Genomic DNA, 16871 nt, shown 5'->3' on the forward strand with positions numbered 1-16871 from the left:
CGACTTCGTCGCTACGCGCGAGTCAGAACGACATCCTCTGCGACCTGGACGTCGTCGGATGCCCGGGAATCGGTCGCGGCACGTGCTGCTTCGACAGCCCAGAACACCGCCTCGGGCGTGGCCGGCGATCCCAGTTCGACCGAGTGACCGACGGGGCCGAAGGCCGCGACAGCGTCACGGATCGCCTCACGGGCGCTGAACGCGAGCATGAACGGCGGCTCGCCGACGGCCTTCGAGCCGTACACGGCGCCCTCCTCCCTGGCGTTCTGGAACAGGCGCACGTGGAACTCCTCGGGCATCTCCGAGAAACTGGGCAGCTTGTACGTCGACGCGGACTGGGTCTGCAGGCGACCGCGGTGCGGGCCTGAGCTCTCGTCCCAGCGCAGCTCCTCGAGCGTGAGCCAGCCCACGCCCTGCACATAGGCGCCCTCGATCTGTCCGATGTCGAGCATCGGCGAGAGCGAGTCGCCCACGTCGTGCACGATGTCGACCCTGCGCACCCGGTAGGCGCCGGTGAACTCGTCGACCTCGACCTCGGTGGCCGCCGCGCCGTACGCGAAGTACTTGAACGGAGAGCCCTGCATGATCTCGGGGTTCCAGTGCAGGCCCTCGGTGCGGTAGTACCCGGCGGCGAACAGCTGCACGCGCTGGAAGTACGCCGCCTTGACGACCTCTTCCCAGGAGACGCGGTTCACCGGTGCGCCGAGCGCCGTCACGAAGCCGCCGCCGAAGCGCACGTCGCGCTCGTCGACGCCGAGCATGCGCCCGGCGACCTTCGCGAGCCGATCGCGGATCTGCTCGCAGGCGTTCTTCACGGCGCCGCCGTTGAGGTCGGCACCGGAGGATGCCGCTGTGGCGGACGTGTTCGGCACCTTGTCGGTGCGGGTCGGGGCGAGTCGCACCTGGTGCAGCTCGACCCCGAGCGCGGTCGCCGCGACCTGCAGCATCTTCGTGTGCAGACCCTGGCCCATCTCGGTGCCGCCGTGGTTGACGAGGATCGAGCCGTCCTTGTAGACGTGCACGAGGGCGCCTGCCTGGTTGAAGGCCGCGAAGTTGAACGAGATCCCGAACTTGATCGGCGTCATCGACAGGGCGCGCTTCACATGCGGGCTCGAGGTGTTGAACGCGCGGATCTCGTCGCGGCGTGCTGCCACATCCGCCTCGTCCGAGAGCTGGCCCCAGATGGTCTCCAGGCGGTCGGCGTCCTTGATGAGCTGGCCGTAGGGGGTGCTCTGGCCGGGCTTGTAGAAGTTGCGCCGGCGCAGCTCGAGCGGATCGATGCCGAGGGTCGGCGCGACGCGGCCCAGGATGTCCTCGATGAGGAAGACGCCCTGCGGGCCGCCGAAGCCGCGATACGCGGTGTTGGACGTCTTGTTCGTCTTCACGATCTGCCCGTAGGCGTGCACGTTCGGGATCCAGTAGGAGTTGTCCAGGTGGCAGAGCGCTCGGCCCAGCACCGGCTCCGACAGGTCGATCGACCAGCCGCCGTCGCAGGTCAGGGTGGCGTCGAGGGCCTGCAGCAGGCCGTCCTCGTCGAAGCCGACCTTCCACGCGATGTGGAAGGGGTGCCGCTTACCGGTCATCGTGATGTCCTGCGTGCGGTTCAGGCGGAGCCGCACCGGGCGCCCGGTGAGCTTCGCGCCCAGTGCCGCGATCGCGGCGAACCCGTGCGGCTGCATCTCCTTGCCTCCGAAGCCGCCGCCCATGCGCAGGCACTGCACGGTGATCTCGTTCGCGGGGATCCCGAGCACGTGCGACACCAGATCCTGCGTCTCGGTGGGGTGCTGGGTCGAGCACTGGATGAAGTACTGCCCCTCGGAGTCGCGGACGGCGAACGAGGCGTGCGTCTCGAGATAGAAGTGCTCCTGGCCGCCGAACTCGGTCACGCCCTCGAAGACATGCGCGGATGCGGCGAGGCCGGCCGCCGCATCGCCGCGCTGCACGGTGCGCGGAGTGCCCTGGAAGGACTGCGCCTGCAGAGCATCCTGCACGGTGATCAGCGAGGGTAGCGGCTCGTACTCGACGGTGACGGCGGCCGCGCCGAGGCGCGCGGCCTCCTGCGTCTCTCCCAGCACCCAGACCAGCGCGTGGCCGTAGAACATGGCCTCGCTGGGGAACAGCGGCTCATCGTTGCGGATGCCGGCATCGTTCAGCCCCGGCACATCGTCGGCGGTCAGCACGCGGACGACCCCCGGCACGTCGTAGGCGCCGGAGACGTCGACCGTGACCCGCGCATGCGCGTTCGTCGACTGCACGGGCCAGGCGGTGAGCACGCCGGCGGTCAGCTCGGCGACGTCGTCGGTGTACATCGCCGCTCCCGTGACGTGCAGGGCGGCGCTCTCGTGCGCGGCCCTCCGGCCGACGACGGGGTTCTCGGGGCGGTCGGCGAGAGCGCTCATGCCGACACCTCCTTCGATGCGATGACGGTCTGGCTGTAGAACTTCAGAAGTGCGGTGCCCAGCATGTGGGACCGGTATTCGGAGCTGGCGCGGTGGTCGGACATCGGCGTTCCCTCTCCCCGCAGCGCGGCGGATGCCGCCTTGACCGTGGTGAGATCCCACGGGCGACCGATCAGGGCCTGTTCGGCGGCGTAGGCGCGGATCGGCGTGGCGGCGACGCCGCCCAGACCGATGCGTGCGGCGGTCACGACGCCGCCGTCGATGTCGAGGGCGAAGCCGATCGCGACCGACGAGATGTCGTCGAAGCGGCGCTTCGCGATCTTGTGGAACGCGGTGGTCTTCGCGAGCGGGAGCGGGATGCGCACCGCGGTGATCAGCTCGTCCTTCGCGCGCACGGACTGGCGGTAGCCGGTGAAGTACTCCGCGAGGTCGACCTCGCGCTCGCCGTCTGCGGATGCCAGCACGAGGCGCGCGCCCAGGGCCAGCAGCGCCGGCGGGGTGTCGCCGATCGGCGATCCGGTGCCGAGGTTGCCGCCGAACGTGCCGCGGTTGCGGATCAGACGCGAGGCGAACTGCGGGAACAGCTGGGCCAGCAGCGGGATACGGCCCTCCAGCCGGCGCTCCACCTCGGACAGCGGCAGGGCCGCACCGATCTCGACGTACTCGTCGGTCTCGGTCAGGCCGCGCAGCTCGTCGAGCTGGTCGATCGCGACGACGAACGGGGCGCGGGTGCCGCGGATGTTCACCTCGACACCCCAGTCGGTCGATCCGGCGACGACGAGAGCGGTGGGCTCATCACGCAGCACCTGCAGGGCCTCGGCGAGGGTCGCGGGGCGCAGGAAGCGGGCGCCGTCCACGACGGCATCGGTCGCGATCGCGACCGGAGCCGGCTCGGCGAGGCGCTGCTGCAGCGGGTCATCCGCCTCGGGGAAGCCCAGCGTGTATGCGGCATCCCGGATCGGGCGGTAGCCGGTGCAGCGGCACAGGTTGCCGCTCAGGGCGTGCAGGTCGAAGCCGTTCGGGCCGTGCTCCGCGTCATCGTGCACCGGGCATGCCTCGGCGCTCGGTTCCTGAGCGTGACGAAGGGCCGACTCCGCGGCATCCGCTCTCGGCACCGCGCGATCGACGCCGTTCCGGTCGGCGCGGTAGTACTCACCCGCCATCGAGCAGGCGAATCCGGGGGTGCAGTACCCGCACTGCGAGCCGCCCGCCTCGGCGAGCTTCTCCTGCACGGGGTGCAGGTCGTCCACCGTGCCGAGTCCCTCGGCGGTGACGATCTCCTGGCCGTCCAGCGCGTACACCGGCACCAGGCAGGCGTTCACCGGAGTCCAGGCGGTGCCGCCCGCGGTATCCGGCGTCGCGAGCAGCATCGCGCAGGCGCCGCACTCGCCCTCGGCGCAGCCCTCCTTGCTTCCGGACAGGCCTGTCTCGCGCAGCCAGTCCAGCGCCGTCGCATGCGTCGCGACGCCGTCGAGCGGGCGGGGGCGCCCGTTCACGGTCACGGCGGGAACGGTGACAGCGATGTCAGTCATTCTGTGTCTCCTCAGGTCCTGCGCCGAAGCGCTCTGGCGGCACGTCCACACGTGCCATCTGGAGATCCCGAGGTCCCGCTCCGGCGGGCTGATCAGACGGCGCGCGCGGATGCGGTGAGTCTACGCCGCTTCGGCGCAGGGGTGGAGGCCTCGGAATCGCGGGGATTCCGGGCCTGTTCAGGCGCCGTGTGCGTACCAGTTGCCCCACGCGAAGGGGCGCTCGGAAGAGGGGGCGGCGGCATCGATGTGCGGCATGACACTCCCTCTCTTCATCGAGTTCCAGGATATGGAAGGCCAGTTCTGACCAATGGACATCGTAAGCGGTCGGGCTACGCCCGGTCAACCGTTCAGGGCTCAGCGTCGCAGCGCCGCGATGATCTCGTCGGTGCGGCGCAGCACCATCGCGCGCGCCCGCTCCGCCGGCATCCGCGCGGGTTCGTCGAGGACGGCGACGGCGAGGCCGTCGCTCAGCGCGAGCAGCTCGGATGCCGCGTCGTCGATGGCCGCGGCCGTGGCCTGCGGCGCCGCCTCGGCGAGCCGGCGGACAAGACCGTGCTGGATGCCGGCCCAGAGCTGCTCGTACCGCGCGCGCACCTCGTCATCGGCGACCGCCTGCGCGGCGAAGGCGAGCCAGACTCTGCTGACCTTGCTCTCGCGGCCGGTCGGCACCAGCAGGGCGACGGTCTCGCGCAGGCGCTCGGCCGGATCATCCGCCACGACGGCCTGCCGGTAAGCGCTGTCGGCGATGACGCCGATGCGGTCCATCGCGGCGAGCAGCATCGCGCTCTTGGTGGGGAACCAGTGCTGCACGGTGCCGATCGCGACGCCGGCCCTGGTGGCGACGGTGCGGACGCTGAGGCCGCCCATACCGTCGTCGGCGATCACGTCGACGACGTGATCGAGCAGGCTCTCGCGGGACATCCTCCGATGCTACCGACGGTCCTCGCGTGTGCTCTGCACGCGGCGGGCGATGGCGCCGGCATAACGGACGGCGTCGTCGAGCGGCTCCGGGCCGTCGTCGCGGCCGCTGATCACGGCAATGCCGAGCAGCAGCACGCCGAGGCCGAGCAGCCCGAACTGCACCAGGTCGACGGTCGTGGTGACGACGAACTTCGCGAAGCCGCCGTCGCCGGCGTCGAGGTGCACGAACCGCATCGCGCCGCCCAGCACGGCGGCGGCGATGCCTCCGATCGCGAGCGGAATGCGGGGGACAGGGCGGCCCTCGCCGACGAGTGCGGCGATCGCGAGCAGCACGATGCCGCCGGTGATCAGTGCGAAGCGCACCAGGCTCGCACTCTCGAGCCGTTCGATGCCCTCCGCCATGTCGGAGACGCCGAGCCAGCTCACCCGCGATCCGATCAGCTCGGCGACCGAACCGCACCCGGCGAGGGCTGCGCCGGCCATGCCGAGCCACGCCGGGCCCGGTGCACGCCGCCGATGCAGGAACAGCAGCACCAGGGCGGCGAACGGCGCCAGCATTCCGACCAGTTCGATGAGCTTCGACATCCACGCCTCCATACGAGTGTATAAGGTCAAGCATACGATCGTATGAAGAACTGTCAACGGTTGATCTGCGCGGGGCCACGCGGTAAACTTGAGTCATCTTAACTCAACTTTGATAAGGAGTCTCCTCAGGAGGAACGAATGACCAACCCCAGCCAGCAGCAGGAAGAGCAGCAGAGCGCGCTCGAGCAGTTCGGAATCAACCTCACCGATCGCGCCCGTCAGGGCAAGCTCGATCCGGTGATCGGCCGCGACGGTGAGATCCGTCGCGTGAGCCAGGTGCTCACCCGCCGCACCAAGAACAACCCCGTGCTCATCGGTGAGCCCGGCGTCGGCAAGACCGCCGTCGTCGAGGGGCTCGCCCAGCGCATCGTCGCCGGAGACGTCGCGGAGTCGCTCAAGGACAAGGAGCTGATCAGCCTCGACATCTCCGCCCTGGTCGCCGGTGCCATGTACCGCGGCCAGTTCGAGGAGCGCCTGAAGAGCGTGCTCAAGGAGATCACCGAGTCCGACGGCAAGGTCATCACCTTCATCGACGAGCTGCACGTGCTGATGGGCGCGGGCGGCGGCGAGGGATCGGTCGCGGCATCCAACATGCTCAAGCCGATGCTCGCCCGCGGCGAGCTGCGCATGATCGGCGCCACCACGCTCAACGAGTACCGCGAGTTCATCGAGAAGGACGCCGCTCTGGAGCGGCGCTTCCAGCAGGTCTACGTCGGCGAGCCGTCCGTTGAGGACACGATCGCGATCCTGCGCGGGCTGAAGGGCCGGTACGAGGCGCACCACGGAGTGACGATCGCCGACAGCGCCCTCGTCGCCGCCGCGGCGCTGTCGAACCGCTACCTGCCCAGCCGGCAGCTGCCCGACAAGGCCATCGACCTCATCGACGAGGCCATGTCGAGGCTGAAGATGGAGATCGACTCCTCGCCGGTCGAGATCGACGAGCTCAAGCGCCAGGTCGACCGGATGAAGCTCGAGGAGCTGGCCCTCAAGAAGGAGAAGGACGACGCCTCGAAGGAGCGTCTGGCCACCCTGCGCGAGCAGCTCCGCGATCTCGAGAAGGAGCTCGCCGTGCTGCAGGAGCGCTGGTCGCGGGAGCGCCAGGGCCTGAACCGCGTGGGCGAGTTGAAGAAGCAGCTCGACGACGCGGTCACCCAGCGCGACCTCGCCATGCGCAACGCCGACTACACGAAGGCGTCCAAGCTCGAGTACGAGACCATCAAGCGCCTGGAGCGCGACATCGCCGAGGCTGAGGCGGCCGAGCAGGCCGTGTCGAGCGAGGGCCGCATGGTCAACGAGCAGGTCACCGACGAGGACATCGCCGGCGTGATCGCCGCGTGGACCGGCATCCCGGTCGGCCGTCTCATGCAGGGCGAGAGCGAGAAGCTGCTGCACCTCGAGAACGAGCTGGGCAGGCGGCTGATCGGGCAGAAGGATGCCGTTCGTGCGGTCTCCGACGCCGTGCGGCGCTCGCGCGCCGGCATCAGCGACCCCGGTCGACCCACCGGATCGTTCCTGTTCCTCGGCCCCACCGGCGTCGGCAAGACCGAGCTGGCGAAGGCTCTCGCCGAGTTCCTCTTCGACGACGAGCACGCCATGGTGCGCATCGACATGTCGGAGTACGGCGAGAAGCACTCGGTCTCGCGACTGGTCGGCGCCCCTCCCGGGTACGTCGGCTACGAGCAGGGCGGCCAGCTCACCGAGGCCGTGCGACGGCGTCCGTACAGCGTGGTGCTGCTCGACGAGGTCGAGAAGGCGCACCCCGAGGTGTTCGACGTGCTGCTGCAGGTGCTCGACGACGGGCGACTCACCGACGGCCAGGGCCGCACGGTGGACTTCTCGAACGTCATCCTGATCCTGACCAGCAACATCGGCTCCCCGATCCTCATCGACCCGACGATGTCGACGGAGGTCAAGCGCGAGCAGGTGATGGCGCTGGTGCGCCAGTCGTTCCGCCCCGAGTTCCTGAACCGTCTCGACGACATCGTGATGTTCCAGGCGCTCAGCGAGGACGACCTCGCGCAGATCGTCTCGCTGTCGGTCGACCAGCTGCAGAAGCGGCTGCACGAGCGCCGGCTCTCGCTCGCCGTCACGCCGGATGCCCGGTCGTGGCTGGCCGAGCGCGGCTACGACCCGGTGTTCGGGGCGCGTCCGCTGCGTCGCCTCATCCAGACCGAGGTGCAGAACCGCCTCGCGACGGCGCTGCTGTCGGGCAACGTGCACGACGGTGACACCGTGCGAGTGGATGTCGCGGCCGACGGATCGGGCCTGGTGCTCACCAGCGCCGCGGTCTGACCCCGCTCAGAGCGCCTCGTGCACCAGTTGCGCGAGGCGCTCTGCCATAGCGTCCGGGTCCCAGGAGTGCTCGGAGCCACGCAGCTGCTCGGCGCTGCCGAGTGCGGCCGTGGCGGCGATCCCGTCCGCCGTCTCCTGCATCCCGGGGTAGGTCTCGGTGCCCGTCAGCGCGAGCACCGGGGCCGTCACTCCGGCGAGGACGTCCGTGTTCCCGCGCTGCTCGACCAGGGCGAGCGCCTCGCCGTCGGGCACCCAGCCGAGCACGAGCTGCGGGTACGCGGGTGAGGACTTGAGCTCCTCCAGCCACTCCGGCGGCATGCCGACCATGTAGCCGGCCACGGCCTCCTCGAGGTCGCCGTCGTCGATCGACGATCGCACCGCGCTCCACCAGGCCGGGGCGCCCTCGGGGAACAGGCCGAGTGGTGCCTCCCAGAGCACGATGCCGGCGATCGTCGGCACACGCGGCGCCGCGAGCATCCCGATGGCGCAGCCCGAGGAGTGCCCGACGAGGATGACCGGTGCCTGGGCGACTGCAGCGAGCTCGGCGATCGCCGACAGCTGCGCGTCCAGTGAGATGTCTCCGGCGGACGTGCTCTCGCCGCGTCCGAGGCGGTCGGCGAAGAACGAGCGGATGCCGCGTGCGGCCAGCGCCTCGGCGGTGGCGAGTGTGATCGGATCGTCTGCCCGCGTCGGGCCGGCGCCGGTGATGAACAGTACGGTGGGCGCGCCCTCCGGGCCGAGGTCGTCGTAGACGATGCGGTCGCCGCGACGGGTGGTCATGGTGCTCATGATTCCTCACTTTCAAGACTGGTCAGTATGATTTCTCTAAACTAGACTCACGAGTATGAAGACGTCAAGAGGCGAGAGGACGCTGCGCCCGAGCTCGATTGCCAAACGCGAGGCGATCCTCGATGCGGCACAGGCGGCGTTCCTCGCGCACGGGTACGACGCGGTGACGATGGACTCGATCTCCCGCGACTCCGGCGTCGCGAAGCAGACGCTCTACGGTCACTTCGGCAGCAAGGAGGCGCTGTTCCTCGAGCTCGTCCGGTCGCAGACGCGCGGGGCCAGCGAACGCGTGCTCAGCGAGCCGCCCGTCGTGGCGCCGGGTGACGACGCCCGTGCCGTGCTGGCCCCGGTGCTGCGCGAGCAGCTGGCGACCGTGCTCGCTCCGAATCTGCTGGCACTGCGCCGGCTGGTGATCGGACTGCTGCCGCAGTTTCCCGACCTGGCGCGCGAGCTGTACGAGCACGGTGCGCAGCGCGCGATGCGGTCGCTGGCGGCGCTGATCGCCGACCTCGAGAGCATCGGCGCGCTCGCCGCTGATGATCCCGACCGTGCCGCGGTCCAGCTGAACTGGCTGGTGATGGGCGATCCGGTGAACCGGGCGATGCTGCTCGGCGACGAGGCCGCTACGGGCGGGCTGGACATCGCGGCCCATGTCGACGCCGCCCTCGACGTCTTCCTCGCCGCGTATGCCACGCCCTCCGCATCCGCATAGTGAGAATCTGCATCCGACATCCGGAAAAGTCTTGACCTGAGGGTGGACATCGGTCATCATCGGTAATGCCTTCGACGCCGAAGGCCCTGGATCAGCAGACAGGCGAACTGAGCTGGCTCATACGGAGCCGCGCAGCGGCCCCGCCGATCCGACGATGGAGCCACCGCATGCCCGCCCCACTGCACACCACCTGGCTGAAGAACCCGCTCGGGATCCACACCGGCGACGCCGCCGACGCCCGCGGAGGCGTCGTCATCGCGGGCGACCGCGTGCTCGAGAGCGTTCCGCTCGGGGGAGAGCCGTCGCAGCCCGTCGACGAGGTCTTCGACGCCTCGAGGCACGTGATCATCCCCGGCCTGATCAACACGCACCACCACTTCTACCAGACCCTCACCAGGGCCTGGCGGCCTGTCGTCAGTGCCGAGCTGTTCCCCTGGCTGAAGGGCCTGTACGGCGTCTGGGCGGGGCTGACCCCGCGCGATCTCGAGCTCGCGACCACTGCCGCGCTCGCCGAGCTGCTGCTCTCCGGATGCACCACCGCGGCCGATCATCACTACCTCTTCCCGAACGGGCTGGAGGAGGGCATCGATGTGCAGGTCGAGGTCGTGCGCAGCCTCGGCATGCGGGCCACGCTGACCCGAGGATCGATGTCGCTCGGCGAGAAGGACGGCGGTCTGCCGCCGCAGAGCACCGTGCAGGACGCCGACACGATCCTCGCCGACAGCGAGCGGCTCATCGGCGCGTACCACGAGCGCGGCGAAGGTGCGCAGGTGCAGATCGCCCTGGCGCCCTGCTCACCGTTCTCGGTGACCACCGGCGTCATGCGCGACACCGCGGACCTCGCCGCCCGGCACGACGTGCGCCTGCACACCCACCTCGCCGAGACCCTCGACGAGGAGGACTTCTGCCGCGAGATGTTCGGCCTGCGCACCGTCGACTACCTGGAGAGCGTGGGCTGGCTGGGTGACCGCACCTGGCTGGCGCACGGCATCCACTTCGACGACGCCGAGATCGCGCGACTGAGCGCAGCGGGCACGGCCGTGTCGCACTGCGCGACGTCGAACATGCGACTCGCATCCGGCATCGCCCGCGCCGTGGAACTCGAGGAGGCCGGCGTGCCGGTCGGCCTCGGCGTCGACGGCTCCGCGTCGAACGACGGATCGAACATGATCCAGGAGGTGCGCCAGGCGCTCTACCTGCAGCGGCTGCGCTACGGCGCGGCATCCGTCACGCCGGAGCGCGCGCTGGACTGGGCCACGGCGGGATCGGCGCGCGCCCTCGGGCGCAGCGACATCGGCGTGCTCGCCCCGGGCAGGCAGGCCGATCTGGCCATGTTCACGCTCGACGAGCTGCGCTTCTCGGGCAGCCACGACCCGGTGGCCGCCCTGCTGCTGTGCGGCGCAGAGCGCGCCGACCGCGTCATGGTCGGCGGCACCTGGCGCGTGCTCGACGGACAGATCGTCGGGCTGGACGTGCCGCAGCTGATCGCCCACCACAGCGAAGCGGCGAACGCGCTGCTCGCCCGCCATTCCTGAACCACCCGAAACCCCACCCACAACGACGAAGAGGTCGAACAATGTCACAGAGAGAGAAGAAGGTCGCGGCGCGGCCGGAGGACGAGCGCCTGCCGATCAGTGCCACCATCGGCTACGGCATACAGCACGTGCTCACGATGTACGGCGGCATCATCGCGCCGCCGCTGATCATCGGGCAGATCGCCGGCCTCAGTCAGGGCGAGATCGGCGTGCTGATCGCCGCCTGCCTGTTCATGGGCGGTCTGGCCACGATCCTGCAGACCGTCGGCGTGCCGTTCTTCGGATCGCAGCTGCCGCTCGTGCAGGGCGTCTCGTTCGCCGGCGTCGCGACGATGGGTGCGATCGTCACCAGCGGCGGCGGGCTTCCCGCGGTGTTCGGATCGGTGATCGCGGCATCCGTGATCGGCCTGCTCATCGCACCGGTCTTCGCGACCGTCATCCGGTTCTTCCCGCCAGTGGTGACCGGCACCGTGATCACCACCATCGGTCTCACCCTGCTGCCCGTCGCGGCGGGCTGGATCATCGGCTCGGGCGAGGATGCCTCGAAGGGTGCGACTCCCGACAACCTGCTGCTCGCCGGCATCACCCTCGTCATCGTGCTGGTGCTCAGCAAGGTCCCCGTCGGGGCGATCTCGCGGCTCGCGATCCTGCTCTCGATCGTGCTCGGCACGATCGTCGCCGTGGTCCTCGGCAAGGCCGACTTCAGCTCCGTCGGCGATGGGCCGATCTTCGCGTTCCCGCAGGTGTTCGGCTTCGGTCTGCCCACTTTCGAGCTCGCGGCGATCATCTCGATGTTCATCGTGATCCTGGTGACCCTCACCGAGACCACCGCCGACATCCTCGCGGTGAGCGAGATCGTGGGCACCAAGGTCGACTCCAAGCGCATCGCCGCCGGTCTGCGCGCCGACATGCTCTCCAGCGCGGTCTCTCCGATCTTCGGCACCTTCACCCAGTCCGCGTTCGCGCAGAACGTCGGCCTGGTCGCGATCACGGGCGTGAAGAGCCGCTTCGTGGTCACCGCCGGCGGTGGCGTGCTCGTCATCCTCGGCCTGCTGCCGGTGCTCGGCCGCGTCGTCGGAGCGATCCCCTCGCCGGTGCTCGGCGGCGCCGGACTGGTGCTGTTCGGATCGGTCGCGGCATCCGGCATCCGCACCCTCGCCAAGGTCGACTACAAGGGCAACATGAACCTCGTGATCGTCGCCACGTCGCTCGCGGTGGGCATGCTCCCGATCGCCGTCCCGACGATCTACGAGCAGATGCCGGCCTGGTTCGTGACGATCTTCCATTCCGGGATCAGCTCGGCCGCCGTCACCGCCATCCTGCTGAATCTGCTGTTCAACCACCTCGGCAGCACGCAGCAGAAGAACGCCTTCGTCGCGGCTCCGACACGCAGCATCCCTGTGGCGTATCTCGAGGCGTTCGAGGACGGCGACTCGATCGTCGACGGCAAGATCGTCGACCGCGACGGCAACGAGGTCGAGCTGGCCAGACCCGAGCACTGAGCGCCGCGCCCCGCGCTGAGGCCCCGGATTCTGCACGAGGCCGATGTTCCTGACATCGGTCTCGTGCGCAGCCCGGGGTCTCGTCGCGTCGCGCCCGGATGCTCAGATCAGCGCGAGGGTCGCCGCCAGCAGCGCGATCGTGACGCCGATCAGCGTGACGCGCAGCGGGAGGAGCGCCTCCCAGCGGGCCTGCAGGGCGCGGGCGTCGGCGGGCACCTCGTCCGCGAGGGCGGCGGCGGTCAGCGCGGTGTTGATCGGCTTCGCGAAGCGGGCGTAGACGAGCAGCCAGGTGACGAGCAGCACCAGGCCGACGGACGAGAGGATGCCGGTCAGCAGCGACCCCCAGAGAAAGGCGGCCGCGGCCGTGAGCGCGGTGAGGATCGTCGCGGGGATGCCGATGGCAGGCATCCGGCGGTCGGCGTAGTAGTGGCCGCGCCCGACCACCTGCACCAGGGTGCGGTCGTCGAGGTCGGCGTAGACCGAGCGCTGGACCAGGACGCCGACGACGTCCGCGCCGAAGATGACGGCGAGGCCCAGGATGGCGAGCGCTCCGGTGATGGCGATGATGACGGTCATGATTCCTCCGGGTGGTGTTAGCAGTGCTAAGTGTTAGCGGTGCTAATATAACGACATGCCTCGATCTGCGCAAGACATCGAACGGATCCGCGAGCGCGAGCTGCGGATCGTCCGCGCCGCCCGTGATATCGCGGAGCAGGAGGGCTGGCAGGCGGTCACCGTGCGCCGCCTCGCCGATGCGATCGGGTTCAGCCAGCCGATCCTGTACCGGCATTTCCCGCGCGGGCGGGACGAGATCGTCGAGCACGTCGTCATCGACGGCTACACCGAGCTTCTCGCGGCGATCAGCGCCGGCGGTGAGGGGCTGCCGGCCCTCGTCACCGCATACCTCGCGTTCGCCCGGGAGAATCCCGCCGTCTACTACGCGATGACCACGGCACGCACCGGCATCGTGTTCGCCGCCGACGAGACGCCGGAGCTCCTGCGGCAGGGGTTCGCGATGTTCGAGCGGGCCGTCGGCGGTGAGACGCCCCAGGAGCGCGCGGTGCGTGCCGAGCTGCTCTGGAGCACGCTGCACGGCGTCAGCCGGTTCGCCGCGGACGGCCGACTGGATGCCGCGCTCGACGACGTGCGCGATGGGGAGATCGTCAGGCTGTTCAGCGCGCCCGCGTCCGGCTCCTGACGCCCTTCGTCCCTTCGTCCCTTCGGCCCTTCGTCCCTTCGTCTCGCTGCGCTCGCTCAGGACAGCGCTCGCTGCGCTCGCTCAGGACAGCGCTCGCTGCGCTCGCTCAGGGTGCGGGGCGCGTCCCGGCTCCTGAGCGAGGAGCGCAAGCGACGAGACGAAGGACGCCCTTCCGTTCGCTCCCGGCCCGGACAGGACTACTTCGACGTCGCCCAGTCCTTCGGCCCCGTCGAACCCGCCGGGTAGTCATCGATCGGGACATCCCCGCGGTTCCAGGCATCGCGCACCGGCTGGATGATGCGCCAGCACTGCTCCGCGGCATCCGCCCGCACCGACAGCGCGACGTCGCCGTCGAGGATGTCGCTGATGACCTCGGTGTAGGCCAGCAGCGTGCCCTTGCCCAGCTTGGTGGACAGCACGTCGCGGCGCAGCGCGAAGGGGTCGTCGCCGCCGTTGACGTTGAGCTCGAGGTCGATCCGGTCAGGGCCGAGCACGAAGCGCAGCACTCCGCCGTCGTCCGGCTTGCCGGTGAGCCCTTCGGGGATGTGCCGCACCGGGCGGAACGTCACGACGATCTCGGCCCGGCGGTCGGTGAGCGCCTTGCCGCTGCGCAGGGTGAACGGCACGCCGGCCCAGCGGGCGGTGCGCACCTCGCAGGTGATCTCGGCGAGCGTCTCTGTGTCGAGGGCGGGGTCGACGCCGTCCTCGTCGACGTAGGACGGCACCTCGCGGCGATGCTCCTTGTCACCGATCGTCCCGGCGGTGTACCGGCCGCGGCGGGAGGAGCGCACCGGGTTGTCGTCCCAGATGACCGTGGCGCGCAGCGCGGCCGCCATCGCGTCGCGCAGGTCGATCTCGTCGAGGTCGGCCGGCTGCTCCATCGCCAGGATCGCGAGCACCTGCAGCAGGTGGCTCTGGATCATGTCGATCATCGCGCCCGCCTTGTCGTAGTACCGCGCGCGGTTCTCCAGCGCCAGCGACTCGTCGTAGCGGATCAGGACCTCCTGCACGTGATCGGCCGACCACACCGGCTCGACCAGCCGGTTCGCGAACCGCACGCCGATCACGTTCAGCAGCGTCGACCTGCCCAGGAAGTGGTCCACGCGGAAGATCCGCTTCTCGGGCACCAGCTGCTGCAGCAGCTCGTTCAGCTCTCGAGCGCTCTCCTGATCGCTGCCGAACGGCTTCTCGAGCGCGAGCACCGTGTTCTCGGGCAGCTTCACGTCGCGCAGCACCTCGCAGGCGGCCACGGCGACGGCCGGCGGCAGCGCGAAGTAGATCACCAGAGGTCCCTCGACCCCCTCGACCAGCCCGGCGAGGGCGTCACGGTCGGTGACATCCGCCTTGGTGTAGGTCGTGCCGGCGACCCGCGGCACCTGGTCCGCGGCATCCGATGACGCGAACGCCGTCTGCACGGCCTCCTGCCAGCGATCCGCGCTCCAGTCATCGGATCCGGCTCCGCGCAGCGTGAGCTTTCTGCTCGGCTCCCGGCGCAGCAGCTGGCCTATCGCAGGCAGCAGCAGCCGAGAGGTGAGATCGCCGGAGGCGCCGAGGATGAGCAGCGTGGTGTCGCGTGACATGCCTTCACGATAGGCCGCGAGGATGCCAGACTGCGAGGATGAGCGTGCCGATCGAGGACTACGCGCTGCTGAGCGACTGCCGCACGGCGGCGCTCGTCTCGCGAGAGGGCAGCATCGACTGGTTCTGCCCGCCGCGGCTGGACGCGCCGTCGGTCTTCGGCGCGCTGCTCGGCGACGCCGAGCACGGATGCTGGTCGCTGCGGCCCGCCGACCCGGATGCCGCGGCGACGCGGCGCTACGACGGCGACACGTTCACGCTCGTCACCCGATGGGAGACCGACGACGGCGTCGCCGAGGTGCGGGACTGGATGCCGGTGGCCGGCGACCGTCCGGATCGCACCGACATCGTGCGTGAGATCATCGGAGTCTCCGGTCGTGTGGAGTTCGCGCAGGAGCTGCGGCTGCGTTTCGACTACGCCCGCGCGCTGCCGTGGGTGCATCAGAGTGGCACGGCGGATGCCCCGGAGCTGACCGCCGTCGCCGGGCCGGACGCCGTGGTGGTGCGCGGCGCACCGCTGCGCCCGCACGGGCACCTGCACACCGGCGCGATCGCCGTCGCGTCGGGGGAGCGCGTGGCGCTGACCCTCACCTGGCACCCGTCCTTCCTGCCCGTGCCCGACGGGCTCGACCTGTCCGTCGCCGACCTGCGCACCAGGGACTGGTGGCAGGAATGGGCGGCGGGCATCGCGCCGGACGGCCCGGACGACGCCGCGGTGCGGCGGTCGCTGCTGATCCTGCGCGCCCTGACCAACCGCGACACCGGGGGCATCGCCGCCGCGGCGACCACCTCGCTGCCGGAGGACTTCGGCGGGGAGCGCAACTGGGACTACCGCTACGTCTGGCTGCGCGACGCGGCCCTCACCCTCGAGGCGCTGCTGGATCACGGGATGATCGACGCGGCCTGGCACTGGCGCGACTGGCTGGTGCGGGCCGTCGCCGGCGACCCCGCCGACGCGCAGATCATGTACGGGCTGGCGGGGGAGCGCGAGCTCGCCGAGCACACCCTGCCGTCGCTTCCCGGGTATGCGGCGTCCGCCCCGGTGCGCGTCGGCAACGGGGCATCCGGGCAGTACCAGGCCGATGTCGTCGGCGAGGTGATGGTGACGCTCAGCGCCGCCCGGCGGGCGGGACTCGCCGAGTCGCACCGCTCCTGGGCGGTCGAGCGCGCGCTGCTCAAGCACGCCGAGACCCAGCTGGACCGACCGGACAACGGCCTCTGGGAGATCCGCGGCGAACCGCGCATGTTCACGCACTCCCGCGTGATGATGTGGGCGGCGTTCGACCGCGGCGTCCGCGCGGTGGAGGACTTCGGCCTGCGGGGACACGAGGACCGCTGGCGCGCGGCGCGCGACCGGCTGCGCGCCGAGATCGACGCGCACGGCGTGCGGGGCGGCGCCTTCGTGCAGCACGCCGACACGGACGAGGTGGATGCCTCGCTGCTGCTCATCCCGCAGGTCGGCTACTGCGCGGCCGACGACCCGCGGATGCTGGCCACGGTCGACCGCATCGAGAAGACCCTCATGCGCGACGGGCTGCTGCTGCGGTATCGGACTTCATCCGGCGTCGACGGGCTCGCAGGTGCGGAGCATCCGTTCCTGGCCTGCTCGTTCTGGCTCGTCGAGCAGTACGCCGCGACCGGTCGGCTGGCCGAGGCGCGGGAGCTGATGGACCGGCTGTGCGCGTTCCGCAACGACGTCGGGATGCTCTCCGAGGAGTACGACCCGGTGGGCATGCGGCAGGTCGGCAACACCCCGCAGGCGTTCTCGCACCTCGCGCTCGTGCGCGCGGCCGACGCCCTCGCCGCGGCCGCCCAGCGCGGGCGGTGA

13 protein-coding genes are annotated in these 16871 nt (G+C 70.2%); 6 read left to right on the plus strand and 7 right to left on the minus strand.

The genetic code is table 11. From position 1 onward, the window contains the following. Positions 1 to 11: 11 nt before the first annotated feature. From xdhB to ACFVAE_RS12415, 4 genes are all read right to left on the minus strand, one after another. Positions 12 to 2399, minus strand: a complete 2388-nt coding sequence (gene xdhB, locus ACFVAE_RS12400; RefSeq protein WP_378892391.1) for a xanthine dehydrogenase molybdopterin binding subunit — start codon at positions 2397 to 2399, stop codon at positions 12 to 14. Continuing rightward, positions 2396 to 3931 (minus strand): xanthine dehydrogenase small subunit, encoded by a 1536-nt coding sequence (locus ACFVAE_RS12405; protein ID WP_378892393.1) that lies wholly within the window; start codon positions 3929 to 3931, stop codon positions 2396 to 2398. Before ACFVAE_RS12405 ends, xdhB begins: the two co-directional genes overlap by 4 nt. 354 nt (positions 3932 to 4285) lie before the next feature. Continuing rightward, positions 4286 to 4852: a TetR/AcrR family transcriptional regulator gene (locus tag ACFVAE_RS12410; RefSeq protein ID WP_378892395.1), complete on the minus strand. Its 567-nt coding sequence runs from the start codon at positions 4850 to 4852 to the stop codon at positions 4286 to 4288. Positions 4853 to 4861: 9 nt separating this feature from the next. Beyond that, positions 4862 to 5437: a hypothetical protein gene (locus ACFVAE_RS12415; RefSeq protein ID WP_378892397.1), complete on the minus strand. Its 576-nt coding sequence runs from the start codon at positions 5435 to 5437 to the stop codon at positions 4862 to 4864. 138 nt (positions 5438 to 5575) lie between these two features. Between ACFVAE_RS12415 and ACFVAE_RS12420 the strand changes: the two genes are divergently transcribed. Then, positions 5576 to 7729 (plus strand): ATP-dependent Clp protease ATP-binding subunit, encoded by a 2154-nt coding sequence (locus ACFVAE_RS12420; protein WP_378892399.1) that lies wholly within the window; start codon positions 5576 to 5578, stop codon positions 7727 to 7729. A 6-nt stretch (positions 7730 to 7735) separates the two neighbouring features. Here ACFVAE_RS12420 and ACFVAE_RS12425 read toward each other — a convergent pair whose 3' ends face one another. Beyond that, positions 7736 to 8518, minus strand: a complete 783-nt coding sequence (locus tag ACFVAE_RS12425; RefSeq protein ID WP_378892401.1) for an alpha/beta fold hydrolase — start codon at positions 8516 to 8518, stop codon at positions 7736 to 7738. A 55-nt stretch (positions 8519 to 8573) separates the two neighbouring features. Between ACFVAE_RS12425 and ACFVAE_RS12430 the strand changes: the two genes are divergently transcribed. The 3 genes from ACFVAE_RS12430 to ACFVAE_RS12440 all read left to right on the plus strand — a co-directional run bounded on the left by ACFVAE_RS12430 (position 8574) and on the right by ACFVAE_RS12440 (position 12267). Further along, positions 8574 to 9230: a TetR/AcrR family transcriptional regulator gene (locus ACFVAE_RS12430; protein ID WP_378892404.1), complete on the plus strand. Its 657-nt coding sequence runs from the start codon at positions 8574 to 8576 to the stop codon at positions 9228 to 9230. Positions 9231 to 9397: 167 nt separating this feature from the next. Continuing rightward, positions 9398 to 10765 (plus strand): 8-oxoguanine deaminase, encoded by a 1368-nt coding sequence (locus ACFVAE_RS12435; protein ID WP_378892406.1) that lies wholly within the window; start codon positions 9398 to 9400, stop codon positions 10763 to 10765. 41 nt (positions 10766 to 10806) lie between these two features. After that, positions 10807 to 12267 (plus strand): nucleobase:cation symporter-2 family protein, encoded by a 1461-nt coding sequence (locus tag ACFVAE_RS12440; RefSeq protein ID WP_378892408.1) that lies wholly within the window; start codon positions 10807 to 10809, stop codon positions 12265 to 12267. Positions 12268 to 12369: 102 nt separating this feature from the next. Here ACFVAE_RS12440 and ACFVAE_RS12445 read toward each other — a convergent pair whose 3' ends face one another. Then, on the minus strand, positions 12370 to 12843 hold the full coding sequence (locus ACFVAE_RS12445) for a DUF1772 domain-containing protein (protein WP_378892411.1): 474 nt from the start codon (positions 12841 to 12843) through the stop codon (positions 12370 to 12372). Between the two features lie 55 nt (positions 12844 to 12898). On the opposite strand from ACFVAE_RS12445, the gene ACFVAE_RS12450 reads away from it, so the two are divergent. Continuing rightward, on the plus strand, positions 12899 to 13465 hold the full coding sequence (locus ACFVAE_RS12450; protein WP_378892413.1) for a TetR/AcrR family transcriptional regulator: 567 nt from the start codon (positions 12899 to 12901) through the stop codon (positions 13463 to 13465). Positions 13466 to 13662: 197 nt separating this feature from the next. Here ACFVAE_RS12450 and ACFVAE_RS12455 read toward each other — a convergent pair whose 3' ends face one another. Continuing rightward, positions 13663 to 15045 carry a glucose-6-phosphate dehydrogenase gene (locus ACFVAE_RS12455; RefSeq protein ID WP_378892415.1) on the minus strand — a complete coding sequence of 461 codons (1383 nt, stop codon included), beginning with the start codon at positions 15043 to 15045 and terminating at the stop codon, positions 13663 to 13665. 38 nt (positions 15046 to 15083) lie between these two features. Between ACFVAE_RS12455 and ACFVAE_RS12460 the strand changes: the two genes are divergently transcribed. Further along, the gene (locus tag ACFVAE_RS12460; protein WP_378892417.1) at positions 15084 to 16871 is read left to right on the plus strand and encodes a glycoside hydrolase family 15 protein; all 1788 of its coding nucleotides are present in this window, start codon (positions 15084 to 15086) and stop codon (positions 16869 to 16871) included.

Origin of the sequence: Microbacterium sp. NPDC057659, assembly GCF_042799915.1 — a bacterium.
In the GTDB taxonomy this organism is placed as follows: Bacteria; Actinomycetota; Actinomycetes; order Actinomycetales; family Microbacteriaceae; genus Microbacterium.